The sequence below is a fragment of the Lentzea sp. NPDC042327 genome (assembly GCF_040647275.1).
In the GTDB taxonomy this organism is placed as follows: Bacteria; Actinomycetota; Actinomycetes; order Mycobacteriales; family Pseudonocardiaceae; genus Lentzea.
Genome location: NZ_JBEZBX010000021.1, coordinates 73,200 through 88,922 on the forward strand (window position 1 = coordinate 73,200; position 15,723 = coordinate 88,922).

Consider the following 15,723-nt stretch of genomic DNA (forward strand, 5'->3'; position numbering starts at 1 on the left):
GCGGGGCCCCCGCGTGACGTGCGAATGCGGGGAGGCAGGGTCACTCCTTGGCGAGTTCCTCCACCACGGGCTTGAGGTCCGACTCCAGCACCGCCTGCAGGAACACCGCCGCGACCCGGTGCTCCTTGTCGAGCACGAACGTCGATGGCACCGAGTTGGGCGACAACCCCTTGAACACGTTGATGAAGCTGCGTCCCGACGGGTCGTAGATGGACGGGTAGGTCAGCTTCCGGACCTTCATGAAGTCCCGCGGGTGTTCCGGCGAGGTCTCCTTCACGTCGATTCCGATGACCTGCGTCCCCGCCTCGTACAGCTTCTGCATCTCCGGCGCCTCGGTGCGGCAGGGCCCGCACCAGGCTCCCCAGATGTTGACCACGACGGGCTTGCCCGCGTAGTCGGAGAGCCGGACCGTCTTGCCGGGCTCCAGCAGCGACTCGCCTTCGAGGCCCTTGAGGGGTTTGCGGTCCGCGACCTCGTAGCGGAGGTTCACCTGGCCGCCGGGGGCGACGAGGTAGAAGTCGCCGCCGCCGACCTGGGACGCGTCCTTGCCGACGGTGCAGCCCGAGACGAGCAGGAGCAGCACGAGCAGGCGTTTCATGCCCCGGTCACCCGCGGGTTCGTGGCGCCGGCCGGCTCGGAGTACCGGATGCGCACCAGCTGTTCGCCCTCGAAGTGCAGCGAGGTCAGGGAGGCGAGCGAGCACTCGCGCCTGCGCGGGTCGTGCCACATGCGCTTGCCCTCCAGGAACCGGCGGACGGTCCAGATCGGCAGCTGGTGGGACACGCAGACGGCCTCGTGGCCCTCGGCGGCGACGCGGGCGCGCTGGATGGCGCCGAGCATGCGGTGGGCGATCTCGATGTACGGCTCGCCCCAGGAGGGCTTGAACGGGTTCACGAGCTTCGGCCAGTGCTCCGGGGAGCGCAGGGCGCCGTCGCCGACGGAGACCTTCAGGCCCTCGAACTGGTTGTCCGCCTCGATCAGGCGCTCGTCGGTGGCGAGCTCCAGGCGGTGGGAGTCGGCGATCGGTGCCGCGGTCTGCTGGGCGCGGTCCAGCGGGGACGCGACGACGTGCACGACGTCGTGGTCGGCGAGGTGCTCGGCCACGGTCAGCGCCTGCTTCTGGCCGCGTTCGGACAGCTTGAAGCCGGGGATGCGGCCGTAGAGGATGCCGGTCGGGTTGTGCACCTCGCCGTGGCGGAGCAGGTGGACGACGGTGCTGGTCACTTGCGGGCCTCCTTGGCGGCGCGGGCCGCGTGGGGCAGCGCGTCGGCGATCACGGCGAACTCCTCTTCACCCAGTGCGGCGTTGACGAACCACGCCTCGAACGCCGACGGCGGCGCGTAGACGCCGCGGTCGAGCAGGGCGTGGAAGAACGGCGGGAAGCGCCACGTCTCGCACGCCTGGGCGCCCGCGTAGTCCTTCACCTCTTCAGAACCGAAGAACACGCTCACCAGGTTCCCGGCGAACTGCACGCGGTGCTCGACGCCCGCCTCGGTCAGCGCGGCGGTGAACAGCGCGCCCAGGCGGGTCGCGTTGCGGTCCAGCGCCTGGTAGACGTCCTCGTCGGCGGCGCGCAGCGTGGCCAGGCCGGCCGCCACGGCCACGGGGTTCCCGGACAGGGTGCCCGCCTGGTAGACGGGGCCGGAGGGCGCGAGGCGGGCCATCACGTCCGCGCGACCGCCGAACGCCGCAGCGGGCAGACCGCCGGACATGACCTTGCCGAACGTGTAGAGGTCGCCCTTGACCCGCTCCAGGCCGTACCAGCCGGCGCGCGAGACGCGGAAGCCGGTCATGACCTCGTCCATGATCAGCAACGCGCCGTCGGCGTCGCAGAGGTCGCGCAGGCCCTGGTTGAAGTCGGCGAGCGGGGCGACGGCGCCCATGTTGCCCGCCGCGGCCTCGGTGATCACGCAGGCGATCTCGCCGGGGTTCTCCGCGAACGCCGCGCGCACGGCCTCGATGTCGTTGTACGGCAGCACCAGCGTGTCCGCGGCCTGCGCGCCCGTGACACCGGGCGAGGTCGGCAGGCCCAGCGTGGCGACGCCGGAGCCGGCCTGGGCCAGCAGCGCGTCGACGTGGCCGTGGTAGCAGCCGGCGAACTTGATGACCTTGCGGCGCTCGGTGAAGCCGCGAGCGAGGCGGATCGCGCTCATCGTGGCCTCGGTGCCGGAGTTGACCAGCCGGACCTGGCGGACCGGCTCGACCCGGTCGACGATCTCGGCCGCGAGGTCGATCTCACCCTCGGTCGGCGTGCCGAACGACAGGCCGTGGACCGCGGCCTTCTGCACCGCCTCGACGACGGCCGGGTGGGCGTGGCCGAGGATCATCGGGCCCCACGACGACACCAGGTCGACGTAGCGGTTGCCGTCGGCGTCCCACAGGTGCGGGCCCTCGCCGCGGACCATGAACCGCGGCGTGCCGCCGACGGAGTGGAACGCCCGCACCGGAGAGTTGACCCCGCCGGGGGTCAGCGTCGACGCGCGCTCGAACAGGGCCTGGGATCGACTCGCAGTCACGTACCCCAGTCTCACACGTCGGCGTCGGCGGCTTTCCCCGGCCGGGTGCGCGCGGCCAGCACGAGCTGGCGGACCGCGTCGAGCAGCAGGATCGCGGACACCGTGACGGCGGCGACGGCCGTGCCCAGCCAGTTGCCCTCGTAGCGGGTCGAGATCAGCGGGTCGCGGCCTTCGAGCGGGTAGGCGAGCGTGCTGATGCCCCGGTTCCACGCCCAGACGGCGACCAGCACGAGGACGACGGCCACCACCAGCTCCCCGGCGGCGATCAGGGCGCGTTTGGGCTGGTGGAGGTCGGGGGCGGCCTGCGTGGCGGGGTACGGGCCCTGCGCGAGGGCCGCCGCGTGGGAGCGCTCCTCCGCGGTGGGCTCGAACTCCTCGGCCAGCTCGGCGGGCCCGCCACCGGCGGGCACGGGCGACCCGGCACCGGCCGCTCCGGCCGCGGTCGCCCCGGTCCCGGTCGCCCCGGTTCCAGTCGCCTCGGTCCCGGCCGACCCGGTCCCCGGCGTCTCGGTGTCCGACGACCCGGTGTCCGACCTCGCCTCTGTCACGTCGCTCACCCTCTCACGACCTTGAGCAGCGCGGCGACCAAGGCTTCCGGATCGCGCGCCCACCCGAGCACCACGGTGCCGTCGAACAGCCGCAACGGCACGGCGGTCGTCCCCTTGGGCACCGACCAGCCACCGCCGAGCACCCGCGCCCCGGTCGGCGCGCCCACGTCGCGGAACGCCTCGACCATCGCAACCGGCAGGCGTTCCCGCCCGAACTGCACGTCCTCGGTCGTCAGCCGCACGCTGCCGACCTTGCGCCGCCCGTTGACCCACAGGAACGCGGCCAGCAGCAGCCCCAGGCCCACGATCGTCCACAGCGCGACGGACGCGGGCCCGGTGATCAGCTCGACCAGGTAGCCCGCGACGGCGAACGCCGGTCCCCACACCAGCGGCCACCGGCTGCTGCCGGACTCCTGGTACAGGGGCACTAACGCACGTACCTGTTCGACGCCGGCATGAACTGCAGCACCACGGCCGCGACGGTCAGCCCCATCACCAGCAGCGTCAGCAGCACCCCCGGCTGCCACGAGTCGGCGCGCACGGCGAACAGCAGCGTGCCGATCATGTTCAGCAACCCGAGCGCGCCGAGGATGGTCAGCAGGATTCGCGCCCAGTTCTGCCCGTTGCGCAGCACGACCGCGAACGCCACGTACGGCGCGGCCGCCACGAGCATGCCGAAGCCCGCGAACACCGCGATCGTCGTCACGCCCAGCTCAGCCGCCTGCCGGTCGTCCTCCCTGATCGTCGAGTCACCGATCAGCGCGTCGGCGTTGCCGAGGATCAGCACCGGCAGCACGGCGACGGCGAGGACCGCAGCGGCGATCCAGGTCCACATCGCCGCGGTGATCGTCGCCGGTCGCGGCGGCGCCAGCTCCTGGGGCAGCACCGGGGTCAGCGGTGCCATCGACCAGGCCGGGTTGTGCACCGGCTGCACCTGGTACTGGCTCGTCGGCTGCGGGTACTGGCCGGCCTCGTAGGGCGCCGCCTGGTACTGGCCGGGGTTCTGCCACTGCTCCGGGTTCTGCCAGGAGCCCTGCGGATCGCTCACTCGTCACGCACCTCCGCGAACCACTGTGCCGTACGCGACTGCCACGTGAAGACGATTGCGACGGAGATGAGCAGCAACGTGACCAGGTTCGCCGCGCTCACCCCGAGGAACAGCAGCCAGACCATGTGCACGACCGCGATCACCGACAACGCGATCCGAGCCCACTTCCTGCGGCGCAAGAACGCGCGGGTCAGCCAGGCGTAGGCGGCCGCGAACAGCACGGCGATCACGGTGAGGGTCGTCAGGAAGCTCGTGACCTGCCCGGACGTCCACCTCGTGAGCTCCTGCACCTGCCCGCGCTGGAACCACAGCCCCGCGGTCACGAACAGCACGAACACGGCGATGGCGAGCCACAGCCCGACCGCGGTCCGCACCGTCCTGGGCGTTCCGGTGTCCTCCAGCGGTTCCTTCACAGCGCCTGCTCACGGGTGAGGTAGTCGGTGGACTGGCGGAAGAACAGCAGCGCGAGACCACCCAGCGCGATCACGACGACGACCAGCCCGAGCAGGTTGTCGACGAACAGCTGGAAGAACAGCGCGATCATCAGCGTGATGAACAGGCTCGTGCGGCTCCTGCGCGAGCCCTGGCGGACCCGGTTGCCGAAGAACACCGCCAGCGCGGCCAGCAGCACGTTCACGCCGAGCGCGACCAGCAGCACCGTCGGCACCAGGTCGGCGATCTCCTGCGCGGTGAGCCCCGGGTCGGTGTTCGCCTTCACCTGGGCGTCGATGAGCACCTGCCGGTTGACCCACAGGAAGAGCGAGGTGAGCACGACGAACGCCATGCCGACCACGACCAGCCAGAACCCCGCGGTGATCGTGCCGGGAGCACCCGACCGCTTCGGAGACGTCACGGTCGGAACTTAGGGCCGCAGGAAGTCGGTGTCCACCGCGACGCGCGTCCTGAAGTGCGCGGACGACCGCCACATCAGCACGATCGCGGTGGCGTCCAGACCGGCGGTGACGACCGTGACCACCAGGTCGACCGGCCGCAGCACCACACCGACCTCGGCGGCGATCCCACTGGCCCAGGCGAACACCCGGAACACTCCGAAGAGGACGGACGCGGCGCCGATCGCGGTCAGCACGACGCGGGCCCAGTTCTTCCCGCGTGCCATGGTGTTCGCGAGCCGGGTGTACGCCAGCAGCACGGCCGTGACGATCAGCAGTCCGAACAGGATGCCGCCGTTGACGCCGGCGTCGACCTGGTCCTGGCCCATCCCGGGGTTCTGCCGCCGGGCCTCCGCCACGAGCGTCTCGCGGTCGAACAGCTCGGCGACGAACCGCACCATCCCGAGCAGCGCGCTGGAGATCCACAACCAGCGCGCCGCGTTCACGAGCTTCGGGACGGGCGGTGGAGCGGTTACCGGTCCAACCACCGCGCGGCTTCCACGGCCCAGTAGGTCAGCACGATGTCGGCACCGGCGCGCCGGATCGACGTCAGCGACTCGAGGATCGACCGCTCGCGCTCGATCCAGCCGTTCGCGGCGGCGGCCTCGATCATCGCGTACTCGCCGGAGATCTGGTACGCCGCGACGGGGACGTCCGACACCTCGGCGACCGCGCGCAGCACGTCCAGGTACAGCAGCGCCGGCTTCACCATGACCATGTCCGCGCCCTCGGCGAGGTCGAGCTGCACCTCGCGCATCGCCTCACGGGCGTTGGCCGGGTCCTGCTGGTAGGTCTTGCGGTCACCGGCGAGCTGCGACTCGACGGCCTCGCGGAACGGGCCGTAGAACGCCGAGGCGTACTTGACCGCGTAGGCGAGGATGCCGGTGTCGGCGAAGCCCGCGGCGTCCAGGGCGTTGCGGATGAACGCGACCTGGCCGTCCATCATGCCGCTGGGGCCGACGACGTGGGCACCGGCGCGGGCCTGGGCCACGGCCAGCTCGCCGTAGGCCTGCAGGGTGGCGTCGTTGTCCACGGTGCCGTCGGCGGCGAGCACGCCGCAGTGGCCGTGGTCGGTGAACTCGTCGAGGCAGCAGTCCGACATCAGCACGGTGCTGTCGCCCAGCTCCGCGCGCAGGTCGACCAGCGCGGCGTTGAGGATGCCGTCCGGGTCGGTGCCGGCGGAGCCGACGGCGTCGCGCTCGGCCGGGACGCCGAACAGCATGATGCCGCCGACGCCCGCCTGCACGGCCTCGACCGCGGCCTTGCGCAGCGAGTCACGGGTGTGCTGGAGGACGCCCGGCATGCTGCTGATCTCGGTCGGCGACGCCAGGCCTTCCTTGACGAACATCGGCAGGATCAGCTGCCGGGGGCGCACCTCGGTCTCGGACACGAGGCGGCGCATGGCGGGCGTCGTGCGCAGACGCCGGGGCCGGTGCAGTGGGTACATCGCTTGACTCCCTGACTTCAAGAGAGTCGAAGGGGCCACCCAAAGGATCTTGGAGTGGCCCCGACGGCTTCAGTGTCTTCTAGCTCCTGCGCAGACGCTTCGTCTTGCGGGGAGGAGGCAGCGCTCCCTCGGCGCGCAACCGGGCGGCGTGGGCGGCCAGCGCGTCGACCAGCGCGGGCACGTTCGCCTCCTCGGGCTGCACGTCGACCCGGAGGCCGAACTCCCGCGCCGTCTCGGCGGTCTGCGGGCCGATGCACGCGACGAGCGTGCGGGCGTGCGGCTTGCCCGCGATGCCGACCAGGTTCCGCACCGTGGACGACGAGGTGAAGCACACCGCGTCGAAGCCACCGGACTTGATCATCTCGCGGGTGTCGGCGGGCGGCGGGGCCGCACGCACGGTGCGGTACGCCGTCACGTCGTCGATCTCCCAGCCACGTTCGCGCAGGCCGGCGGCCAGCGTCTCGGTGGCGATGTCGGCCCGCGGCAGCAGCACGCGGTCGACCGGGTCCAGGATGTCGTCGTAGGGCGGGAAGTCGTTGAGGAGGCCCTCGGACGACTGCTCACCGGACGGCACGAGCTCGGGGATGATGCCGAACGAGCGCACCTTCGCGGCCGTGGCCTCGCCGACGCAGGCGATCTTCACGCCGGAGAACGCGCGGGCGTCCAGGCCGAACTCGCGGAACTTCTCCCACACGGCGCGCACGGCGTTGGTCGAGGTGAAGACGACCCACTGGTAGCGGCCGTCGACCAGGCCCTTGACCGAGCGCTCCATCTGCGCGGGGCTGCGCGGCGGCTCGACCGAGATCGTCGGCACCTCGACGGCGATCGCGCCGTGCGAGTGCAGCCGCTCGGACATCGCGCCGGCCTGCTCCTTGGTCCGCGGGACCAGCACGCGCCAGCCGTACAGCGCCCGCGACTCCCACCAGGAGAGCTTCGAGCGCGCGGCGGCGGCGGCACCGACCGTGACGACCAGCGGGCCGCCCAGGTCACCGGCGTCCGCGGCCGCGGCGGCCAGCGTCGTGTCGACGGTGCGCTGCTGGAAACCGGTGCCCTCGGCGGTCACGGCGACCGGCGTCTGCGGCGCGAGACCGTTCTCGACCAGGTTCGACGCGGCTTCCGCCAGGTGCGAGCCGGTCGCGTGCAGCACGAGGGTGCCGGGGGCGGACGCGAGGCCTGCCCAGTCCGTCACCGCGCGCACGTCGACCTCGGTGTGCACGCCGCCGAGCGCGACGCCCGCGTACGCCGGTACGGCGGTGCCCGCGGGCACGCCGGGTACGACGTCGAACGGGATCGTCGACTTCGCGACGGCCTGCGCCTCCTTGACGACCGAGTCGAGCGTCAGCGGGTCACCCGCGACGAGGCGGACGACCGTGGCGCCGTTCTTCGCCTCGTTCACCAGGTCCTTGGCCACGTCGGCGGACTCGCCGACGGCGGGGCGGACCTCGACTCCCTCCGCCACGGTCGCGAGGACGTCCGAGGGGACGTCCGGGTCGGTGACCACGAGTTCAGCCCTGGTGAGCAAGTCGTGGGCCCGGACCGTGAGCAGCCCGGTGTCGCCGGGGCCGGAGCCCACGAAGGCGATGCGTCCGGGGGTCTTGCGTGCGCGGGTCATCAGGGCACTCCCCATCGATTACGCCTCTGGACCGCTGAGAACCGCGGCCCCGAGGTCGAGCAACTCGGCGGCCAGCGCCCGGCCGAGTCCCTCAGCTTCGGTCAAGTCACCGGTGGCGGACGCGCGGAGGAGATCGTTCTCCGGCGTCGCTGCGACCCCGCGCAGGGAAAGTCGGTACACGACCTTGCCCTCGTCGTCGAGGTCCTCCACCACATCGGCCAGCGCGCCGACCGGCGCGCTGCAGCCCGCTTCGAGCGCAGCCAGCATGGCGCGCTCCGCGGTCACAGCGGCCCGGCTGGCCGAGTCGTCCAAAGTGGACTGGATCAGGTGCTCGGAGTCGACGTCGTCGATCCGGCACTCCACTGCCAACGCGCCCTGTGCGGGTGCGGGAAGCATCTGGATGGGCTCCAGGCTCTCGGTGATCTCGCTCGTGCGACCGAGGCGCGCGAGGCCGGCGCGAGCCAGCACCACGGCGTCGAGGTCGCCGTTGCGGACCTTGCCGATGCGGGTGTCCACGTTGCCGCGCAACGGGACCACGTTCAGCCCGAGGCCGAGGGCCTCCAGCTGCGCCGCACGGCGCGGGGAACCGGTGCCCACAGTGGACCCCGGCGGCAGCTCGCCGAGCGTGAGCCCGTCGCGCGCCACGAGGGCGTCACGCGGGTCCTCGCGCTGCGGCACGGCCGCGAGCACCAGACGGGGGTCCGGCGCGGTCGGGAGGTCCTTGTAAGAATGGACGGCGACGTCGATCTCGCCGTTCGCGAGCGCGTCACGAAGGGCCGACGTGAACACGCCGATGCCGATCTGGGCGATGGGCGCGTCGGAGAGGTCGCCCGGCGTCTTGATGACGACGATCTCGACCTGTGCTCCGGCAGCCTTGAGCGCCTCGGCCACGGTCCCCGTCTGGGCGAGCGCCAGAGCGCTGCCACGGGTACCGATCCGTAGGGTGCGGGTCACCGCGTTTCACCATCCACAGAAGCTTGCTTGGTCTGACTGACGGCCCCTGGCGTCTGGGGGTCGAGCCCGAACAGTTCGCGGAGAGCCTCCGCGTAGCCGGTACCACCGGGGGAGGTTGCGAGCTCCTTCACCCGGACGGTCGGCGTGTGCAGGAGCTTGTCTACAACGCGGCGCACCGTCTTGGCCAATTCACCGCGTGTCGCGGCGTCCAGTTCGGGAAGCCGCGAATCGAGGCGGAGCAGCTCGGCGTCGACCACCTCGGCCGCCCGCTTGCGCAGCGCCGTGACGGTCGGGGTGACCTCGGCGGAGCGCTGGGTGGCGAGGTAGGCCTTCACCTCGTCGGCGACGAGCCGGGCGGCCAGCCTGGCGTCCTGTCCGGCCGGGGCGTCCGAGAGGCGCCGCTGCAGCGTTTCCAGGTCCACCACACGAACGTTCGGCAGTTCGGCCGCGGCCGGGTCGACGTCCTTGGGCAGGCCGAGGTCGCACACGACGAGCGGGCGCGAGCGGGCGCTGATCATGTCCGCGCGGACCACCGTGTCGATCGACCCGGTGCACGCGAAGACGATGTCCGCGAGGTCGATCTCGACGGCCAGCGCGGCGAGGTCGACGGCCGTCGCGGGGACGCCGTCGGCCCGCAGGGACGTGGCGAGGCGCACACCGTTGGCCTGCGTCCGGTTGGCGATGACGACCTCGCCGATGCCCGCCCTGCGCAGGTGAGCGGCGGCCAGGCCGCCCATGGCACCGGCGCCGACGAGCAGCGCGCGCCTGCCGACGAGGGTGCCCAGCTCGGACTCCGCGTCGCCGAGGGCCTCGGACACGACCGACGCGCCCGCGTGGTCGATGCCGGTCTCTGCGTGCACGCGCTTGCCGACGCGCAGCGCGTTCTGGGTGAGCTCGTGGACGGTCCTGCCGACGGTGCCCGCCTCGTCCGCCGCCGCGTACGCACCGCGCAGCTGACCGAGGATCTGGGACTCGCCGACGACCATCGAGTCGAGGCCGGCCGCGACGGAGAACAGGTGCTCGACGGCAGCGGCGGCGTAATGCACGTAAAAGTGTTCGTACAGCGACTGCGGGTCGACCTGGGCGTGCTGGGCCAGCACGTCGACGACCTCGGACATGCCGCCGTGGAACGACTCGACGACGGCGTAGACCTCGACCCGGTTGCAGGTGGAGAGGACCATCGCCTCGGAGACGCTCGGGGCGGCGAGCAGCTGGCCGAGGACCTTCGGCAGCTGGGGCTCGGCCACGGTGACGCGTTCGAGGACCGGGACGGGTGCGGTGCGGTGCGAGAGACCGACTACGAGCACGCTCATGCACTCACCACGTCTGCCGGAGCCGTCTGGCTCACGCTCACGGGCGAATCACCATCCCGTCCACACCATGTCCGTTGTTGCCTGCCGGGCCGATCCCCGCCGAGACGCCGCCTGCTGCGTGCACAGCCTCGTCCGCACGCCGAGCGACGTGGAACGACAGGATCTGCATCTCGACCGCCAAGTCAACCTTGCGCACCTCGACGTTGTCTGGAACCTGGAGGACAACCGGTGCGAAGTTCAGGATGCACTGCACGCCCGCAGATACCAAACGGTCGCAAACCGACTGAGCGGCGGGCGGCGGCGTCGCGATCACGCCGATCGACACCTCGCGCTCGATGCAAACAGCGGTGATCTCGTCGATGTGGTTGACCGGAATGCCCCCAACAGGCACTCCGACGAGATCGGCGTCCACGTCGAACAGGGCGGTGACCGGGAACCCGCGGCCGGGGAACCCGCCGTAGTTGGCGAGAGCGTGACCAAGGTTACCGATGCCGACGACGGCCACGGAGTGGTTGCGGGTGAGGCCGAGGATGCGCTCGATGTGGCTCACGAGGACCTCGACGTCGTACCCGACGCCCCTCGTGCCGTACGAGCCGATGTAGCTCAGGTCCTTGCGGAGCTTCGCGGCGTTGACGCCGGCCGCCTGGCTCAGCTCCTCGCTGGAGACCGCGGTCACACCCTGGTCCGACATGCCGGACAGGACGCGGAGGTACACGGCGAGCCTGGCCACCGCCGCCTCCGGGATCGCACGCGCGCGCTCCCTGTCGGCGGGCTCCAGAGGGGTGGCGGTCGTCTCACCTTCGCCCCGCTGTGCTGCCACGCGTCCGACCTCCGGGTGTGCTCCACCGCAGGGAGCCCGCGGCGTTGGTGATGCTCACACCGTACCGCTTGTGAACGCATGCACAAAGTCGGCGCTCGCCGGTCGCGACGGCAGTGACGGGCTGTGACCAGCACTTCCTCGGCTCATGATCATTCCGGGTGAGCGCCTACTCGACGGTGAACGTGACCGAGTGCCATCCCGTCGCACCGTCGGGAACGGGGTCCAGGCGCGCCTGGTCCTGGGTGTACCCGGACTTGTCGGTGGCCCGGCACTCGACCGTGTGACTGCCGGGCCGGAGGTCCTCCTCGACCCGCCACATCCGCCACGTGCTGTCGCTGACGTCGGCGGCGAGGACGGCCTCCCGCCACGGCCCGCCGTCGAAGCGGACCTCGACCTTGGCCACGCCCTTCGGCTGCGCCCACGCCGTGCCCGCGACGACGGTCCTGCCTCGGACCTTCGCGAGCCCCCTGGGCCGGTCGATCCGCGACATCGTCTTGATCGGCGCCCTGGTCGCCCAGCCGCGCGGGATCCAGTAGCCCTGGTCCTCGGCGAACGTGGTCACGTTGAGGTCGGTGACCCACTTGGTGGCGGAGACGTAGCCGTAGAGGCCGGGCACGACGAGCCGCGCGGGGAAGCCGTGCTCGGCGGGCAGCGGTTCGCCGTTCATGCCGATCGCGATCATGCCGCGTTCCAGCACGTAGTCGAGCGGGCTGCCCGCGGTGAACCCGTCGTCGCTGGTGCTGAACAGCTGGTCGGCGCCCGCCCGCACGCCGGCCTCGCGCAGCACGTCGCCGATCGGGATGCCGATGAACTTGGCGGTGGAGATGTAGGGGCCGCCGACCTCGTTGGACACGCAGGCCAGCGTGATGACTTCTTCTGTGAGGTCGCGCCTGCGGATGTCGTCGAACGTGAGCACGGTCGGCCGTTCGACCATGCCGTGCACCCGCAGCGACCACTCCTCGGCGCGGAGCCGCGGGACGCTCAGCGCCGTGTCGATCCGGTAGAAGTCGTCGCCGCTGGTGATGAAGCTCGGCGTGCCGTCCCCGGTGAAGTCGGCGCCCGGTGGCGGCTCCGGCGCTGGCGTGGCGGCCTTGAGCTCGCCGATCGCCTGGCGGGAGCCCTCGACGTCGGTCCGGCTGCCGAACAGCTGCCCCGCGACGCCCGCGACGGCCGCGAGCCCGGCAGTGACGAGGAAGTCCCGCCGCGCGCCGTCGTGCTGGGCCTCCCGGTGCAGGTAGCGGAAGACGTAGAGGCCGGCGGCGAGGCTCGCGACCGGTGCGAGGACGCTGAGCTGGCCGACGTCCGGCCGGCTCAGCACGGCCGCGATGCCGACGACGCCGAGCGCGACCGCGACCACCGAGCCGGGGGTGGGGCTGGTGCGGCTGAGCAGGCCCGCCGCGACGCCGACGCCCGCGAGGACCAGCGCCATGCCGGTGAGCAGCACGAGCTTGTCGTAGGTGCCGAACGTGGCGACGGCGAAGTCCTTGAGCCACGACGGCGTGAGGTCGATGGCGGCGTTGCCGACCGCGAGGTACGGCGAGGCGCTCAGGCCCACGAACGCGGCCACCAGGTGCCCGGCCGCGAGAGCGGCGATGACGGCGAGCAGTCCCGTGAGAGCGGCCTTGGCGGGCTTCATGCCTCTCATTCGACACCGACCCGGCCCCGGTTCGCACGGCCCGTAAGGGGTCGGTAATCAGCCCGCGGGCTACCTGACCCGGCGCCGCCACGCCATCGTGGCCGCCACGGCACCCGCCAGCGCACCCACGCCCAGCACCGACGGCACGCCGATCTTGGCCGCCTTGCGCCCGGTGCGGAAGTCGCGGATCTCCCAGTCCTTGCGGCGTGAGATCTCCCGCAGCTGCGAGTCGGGGTTCACCGCCACCGCCGTGCCGACGACCGAGAGCATCGGCACGTCGTTCGACGAGTCCGAGTAGGCCGTGCACCGCCGCAGGTCGAGCCCCTCCTTGGCGGCCAGCGACCGCACCGCCTGCGCCTTGGCCTTGCCGTGCAGCAGGTCGCCGACCAGCCGGCCGGTGTAGATGCCGTCGGCCGACTCCGAGACCGTGCCGAGCGCACCGGTGAGCCCCAGCCGCCGCGCGATGATCTGCGCCAGCTCGACCGGCGTGGCGGTGACCAGCCAGACCCGCTGCCCCGCGTCGAGGTGCATCTGGGCGAGCGCCTGCGTGCCCTTCCAGATCCGGTCGGCCATCAGCTCGTCGTAGATCTCCTCGCCCAGCGACACCAGCTCGGCGACGCTGCGCCCGGCCACGAACGACAGCGCCTGCTCCCGCGAGGCCTTCACCGACTCCGGGTCCTCCCGCCCGCCGACCCGGAACTTCAGCTGCTGCCAGACGAACCCGGCAAGGTCCGACGACGAGAAGTACTTGCGCGCCGCCAGCCCACGCGCGAAGTGGAAGATCGACGCGCCCATCATCATCGTGTTGTCGACGTCGAAGAACGCGGCCGCCGTCAGGTCCGTCGGCACCGCCAGCGAGGCTTCGAGCTCGGGCGCGGCGGCAGCGGCGGCCACGGCCGCGTCGGCTGACGCCTCACCCGCGAGCTCGGCCAGCCGGTCGCTCTGCACCTCACGCTTGCCTGCCATGTGACCAGCCTAGCGATCTGGTCCGGTCGAAAACGCCCGACTGCGCCGAAGCGGATTCCATGTCGTGCCGGAACGAGACCTGGTGGGTGACGGGTGGCGGGTGGTGCCGAACGGGCGGCGGCGCCCGGCGGACCAAGCCCCCGGGCCGCCTCCTCCCGGCGGCCGAGCGCACCCCGGCAGCACGCACCGCGCCGGCCCCGGCCGGCCGGCGGGCGGCCGGGTCAGCCGAAGCTGATCCCCGGCAGCAGCGGCAGCGAGATGCTCGGCAGGGGCAACGGCAGCGGGATCGTGATCCCCGGCTTGCCCGACGTGGGCGGCGGGGTCGTGTCCGGCTGACCGGACGGCACCGGCGGCGTCGAGACCCCCGGCAGGCCGGGCACCGCGGACTGCGTCGGCTGCACCGGCGGCTGGCCGGACGCGGACGGCACCGGCCGACCGGACGGCGTGGGGGCCACCGGCGAGCGGCTGGGGGTGGTGCTCGGGGTCGGCGCCGCGGCGCACGCGTCCTTCGCGGGCAGCGGGCCGAGCGGGTCGGAGGTGCCGCTGACCACGTCGGGGCAGGCGGCGCGGGCGGCCAGGTCGTGGGCGCGCTGGGCGATGGAGGCGAGCAGCCACATGGTGGTGTCAGCGTGCTTGCCGGCGTCCTCCGGCAGGCGGGGGCGCAGGACGCCGAGCTTCTCGTACTGGTCGAGGGCCCAGTCGCGCAGCGAGGGCAGGACGGTCTTGTCGGCCACGGTGCCGTACGCGGTGAGCTGGCGCGCGCCCTCCACGGCGTCGGCGTCCAGGTCGGCGAGGGCGGTGAGCTGGCTCGCCGAGTCGGCGCCGCGGTCGGCGAGCGTCTCCATCTCGGTGACGCGCGAGGCGGCGAACTCCAGGTGCTTCAGCGCGCGCGACTCGTCGTCGAAGGTCAGGCCGAGCGAGGCGCCCTCCGCGGTGCGCTTCACCCCGTACAGCGGGTCTCCCGGGAGCGCGTCACGGCTGAGCAGCACGCTCATGCCACCGAGTGACATCAGCAGGCACAGCACCGCGGCGGCGGCGACCGCCATCCGGCCACGCGCTCCCACGCGTCTTACCGACAGGAGCACCGGCGCTTTCTCCGGTGGCGGCGCGGTCAGGACGCGCTGCCTCATCCGCTCGCGGGTCGCGGCGTCAGGGCCGACGTCCAGGCCGCGCAGCAGCTCGACGACCGCGAGCTCCTCTGCGAACGAGTCACCCCCGACCGGCTGCGGACCGCCTTCCACGGCACGGGCGAATCGCTCGTGCTCCGTCTGCCGCCACCGCGGTGTTCTTCCCTTGCCGTCCATCTCAGCCCGAGTAACGAAGTTGATCTGCTTTGGGTTACGCGTCTGCGACTGCGATCACCGCAACCACGACGGGAGGATCTGTGCGAGCCGCCGGACGGCCCGGTGTTGCAACGCCTTCACGGCGCCCTCGTTGCGGTCCATGAGCTCCGCGACCTCGGACACCGACTTGCCCTCGATGAACCGCAGCCGGATGCACTCCTGCTGGTCGTCCCCCAACTGGGAGACGCAGCGGAGCAGCTCCGCGTTGGTCGCCTCGGTCATCACCTCTTGCTCGGGGCCGCTGGTCTCCTCGCGGTTGTCCTGCAGCTCCGCGGTCGTGACCTCCAGCCGGTAGCGGCTGGACTTCACGTGGTCGTACACGATGTTGCGGGCGATCGTGACGAACCAGGCGCCGACGTCACGGCCCTGGTAGCTGACCGACCCGATGCTGCGCAACGCGCGCAAGAACGTCTCGCTGGTGACGTCCTCGGCGAACGCCCGATCACCGCCCACCCGGAAGAGGACGTAGCGGAACACCATGTCGACGTACTTGTCGTAAAGCACTCCGAACGCGTCGGTGTCACCCTCCTGGGCGGCCTTGACGAGCTGCCACGGCTCGTCGCCTGCGTCGTCGTGCTGACCTCCCGTCATGGTCCGGGTGGTCCTGATCGTCGGTCGTGCCCGCGCGGT

18 protein-coding genes are annotated in these 15,723 nt (G+C 71.9%); all 18 read right to left on the reverse strand.

The features are described 5' to 3' along the window. Nucleotides 1–40 precede the first annotated feature (40 nt). The 18 genes from AB0A63_RS36385 to AB0A63_RS36470 all read right to left on the reverse strand — a co-directional run bounded on the left by AB0A63_RS36385 (nucleotide 41) and on the right by AB0A63_RS36470 (nucleotide 15,684). Entirely contained in the window at nucleotides 41–598 is a 558-nt protein-coding gene (locus AB0A63_RS36385; protein WP_360399793.1) for a TlpA disulfide reductase family protein, read from the reverse strand. Then, nucleotides 595–1,224: a histidine phosphatase family protein gene (locus AB0A63_RS36390; protein WP_360399796.1), complete on the reverse strand. Its 630-nt coding sequence runs from the start codon at nucleotides 1,222–1,224 to the stop codon at nucleotides 595–597. Before AB0A63_RS36390 ends, AB0A63_RS36385 begins: the two co-directional genes overlap by 4 nt. Then, the gene (hemL, locus tag AB0A63_RS36395) at nucleotides 1,221–2,516 is read right to left on the reverse strand and encodes a glutamate-1-semialdehyde 2,1-aminomutase (RefSeq protein WP_360399798.1); all 1,296 of its coding nucleotides are present in this window, start codon (nucleotides 2,514–2,516) and stop codon (nucleotides 1,221–1,223) included. Before hemL ends, AB0A63_RS36390 begins: the two co-directional genes overlap by 4 nt. 11 nt (nucleotides 2,517–2,527) lie before the next feature. Next, a complete protein-coding gene (locus AB0A63_RS36400) occupies nucleotides 2,528–3,073 on the reverse strand; it encodes a hypothetical protein (RefSeq protein WP_360399801.1) in 546 nt (181 codons plus the stop codon). Then, nucleotides 3,070–3,492, reverse strand: a complete 423-nt coding sequence (locus tag AB0A63_RS36405; protein ID WP_360399804.1) for a hypothetical protein — start codon at nucleotides 3,490–3,492, stop codon at nucleotides 3,070–3,072. The genes AB0A63_RS36400 and AB0A63_RS36405 overlap by 4 nt, the downstream gene beginning before the upstream one ends. Further along, a complete protein-coding gene (locus AB0A63_RS36410; protein WP_360399807.1) occupies nucleotides 3,492–4,112 on the reverse strand; it encodes a hypothetical protein in 621 nt (206 codons plus the stop codon). Before AB0A63_RS36410 ends, AB0A63_RS36405 begins: the two co-directional genes overlap by 1 nt. Then, nucleotides 4,109–4,525, reverse strand: coding sequence for a hypothetical protein (locus AB0A63_RS36415; protein WP_360399810.1), 417 nt, complete (start codon nucleotides 4,523–4,525; stop codon nucleotides 4,109–4,111). The genes AB0A63_RS36410 and AB0A63_RS36415 overlap by 4 nt, the downstream gene beginning before the upstream one ends. After that, a complete protein-coding gene (locus AB0A63_RS36420; protein ID WP_360399813.1) occupies nucleotides 4,522–4,965 on the reverse strand; it encodes a hypothetical protein in 444 nt (147 codons plus the stop codon). The genes AB0A63_RS36415 and AB0A63_RS36420 overlap by 4 nt, the downstream gene beginning before the upstream one ends. 9 nt (nucleotides 4,966–4,974) lie before the next feature. Next, on the reverse strand, nucleotides 4,975–5,490 hold the full coding sequence (locus AB0A63_RS36425) for a hypothetical protein (protein WP_360399816.1): 516 nt from the start codon (nucleotides 5,488–5,490) through the stop codon (nucleotides 4,975–4,977). Then, nucleotides 5,475–6,449, reverse strand: coding sequence for a porphobilinogen synthase (gene hemB / locus AB0A63_RS36430; protein ID WP_360399819.1), 975 nt, complete (start codon nucleotides 6,447–6,449; stop codon nucleotides 5,475–5,477). Before hemB ends, AB0A63_RS36425 begins: the two co-directional genes overlap by 16 nt. A gap of 79 nt (nucleotides 6,450–6,528) precedes the next feature. Then, nucleotides 6,529–8,061: a bifunctional uroporphyrinogen-III C-methyltransferase/uroporphyrinogen-III synthase gene (locus AB0A63_RS36435; protein WP_360399822.1), complete on the reverse strand. Its 1,533-nt coding sequence runs from the start codon at nucleotides 8,059–8,061 to the stop codon at nucleotides 6,529–6,531. Between the two features lie 18 nt (nucleotides 8,062–8,079). Then, complete coding sequence (gene hemC, locus AB0A63_RS36440) at nucleotides 8,080–9,015, reverse strand: hydroxymethylbilane synthase (RefSeq protein ID WP_360399825.1); 936 nt, start codon at nucleotides 9,013–9,015, stop codon at nucleotides 8,080–8,082. Then, nucleotides 9,012–10,328, reverse strand: coding sequence for a glutamyl-tRNA reductase (locus AB0A63_RS36445; RefSeq protein WP_360399828.1), 1,317 nt, complete (start codon nucleotides 10,326–10,328; stop codon nucleotides 9,012–9,014). The genes hemC and AB0A63_RS36445 overlap by 4 nt, the downstream gene beginning before the upstream one ends. A gap of 37 nt (nucleotides 10,329–10,365) precedes the next feature. Next, entirely contained in the window at nucleotides 10,366–11,106 is a 741-nt protein-coding gene (locus AB0A63_RS36450) for a redox-sensing transcriptional repressor Rex (RefSeq protein WP_360399914.1), read from the reverse strand. Between the two features lie 208 nt (nucleotides 11,107–11,314). Then, a complete protein-coding gene (locus AB0A63_RS36455) occupies nucleotides 11,315–12,784 on the reverse strand; it encodes a molybdopterin-dependent oxidoreductase (RefSeq protein WP_360399831.1) in 1,470 nt (489 codons plus the stop codon). Between the two features lie 69 nt (nucleotides 12,785–12,853). Continuing rightward, nucleotides 12,854–13,750, reverse strand: coding sequence for an HAD-IB family hydrolase (locus AB0A63_RS36460; RefSeq protein ID WP_360399834.1), 897 nt, complete (start codon nucleotides 13,748–13,750; stop codon nucleotides 12,854–12,856). Nucleotides 13,751–13,971: 221 nt separating this feature from the next. Beyond that, nucleotides 13,972–15,054 (reverse strand): DUF5667 domain-containing protein, encoded by a 1,083-nt coding sequence (locus AB0A63_RS36465; RefSeq protein ID WP_360399837.1) that lies wholly within the window; start codon nucleotides 15,052–15,054, stop codon nucleotides 13,972–13,974. A 54-nt stretch (nucleotides 15,055–15,108) separates the two neighbouring features. Continuing rightward, complete coding sequence (locus AB0A63_RS36470) at nucleotides 15,109–15,684, reverse strand: sigma-70 family RNA polymerase sigma factor (RefSeq protein ID WP_360399840.1); 576 nt, start codon at nucleotides 15,682–15,684, stop codon at nucleotides 15,109–15,111. Nucleotides 15,685–15,723: the final 39 nt, after the last annotated feature.

Excerpts from the sequence above, each read along its gene's own strand:
- AB0A63_RS36470 (WP_360399840.1), bottom strand. The coding sequence starts at position 15,684 with ATGACGGGAGGTCAGCACGACGACGCAGGCGACGAGCCGTGGCAGCTC.
- AB0A63_RS36435 (WP_360399822.1), bottom strand. The coding sequence starts at position 8,061 with ATGACCCGCGCACGCAAGACCCCCGGACGCATCGCCTTCGTGGGCTCC.
- AB0A63_RS36460 (WP_360399834.1), bottom strand. The coding sequence starts at position 13,750 with ATGGCAGGCAAGCGTGAGGTGCAGAGCGACCGGCTGGCCGAGCTCGCG.
- AB0A63_RS36445 (WP_360399828.1), bottom strand. The coding sequence starts at position 10,328 with ATGAGCGTGCTCGTAGTCGGTCTCTCGCACCGCACCGCACCCGTCCCG.
- hemB (WP_360399819.1), bottom strand. The coding sequence starts at position 6,449 with ATGTACCCACTGCACCGGCCCCGGCGTCTGCGCACGACGCCCGCCATG.
- AB0A63_RS36465 (WP_360399837.1), bottom strand. The coding sequence starts at position 15,054 with ATGGACGGCAAGGGAAGAACACCGCGGTGGCGGCAGACGGAGCACGAG.
- AB0A63_RS36455 (WP_360399831.1), bottom strand. The coding sequence starts at position 12,784 with ATGAAGCCCGCCAAGGCCGCTCTCACGGGACTGCTCGCCGTCATCGCC.
- AB0A63_RS36385 (WP_360399793.1), bottom strand. The coding sequence starts at position 598 with ATGAAACGCCTGCTCGTGCTGCTCCTGCTCGTCTCGGGCTGCACCGTC.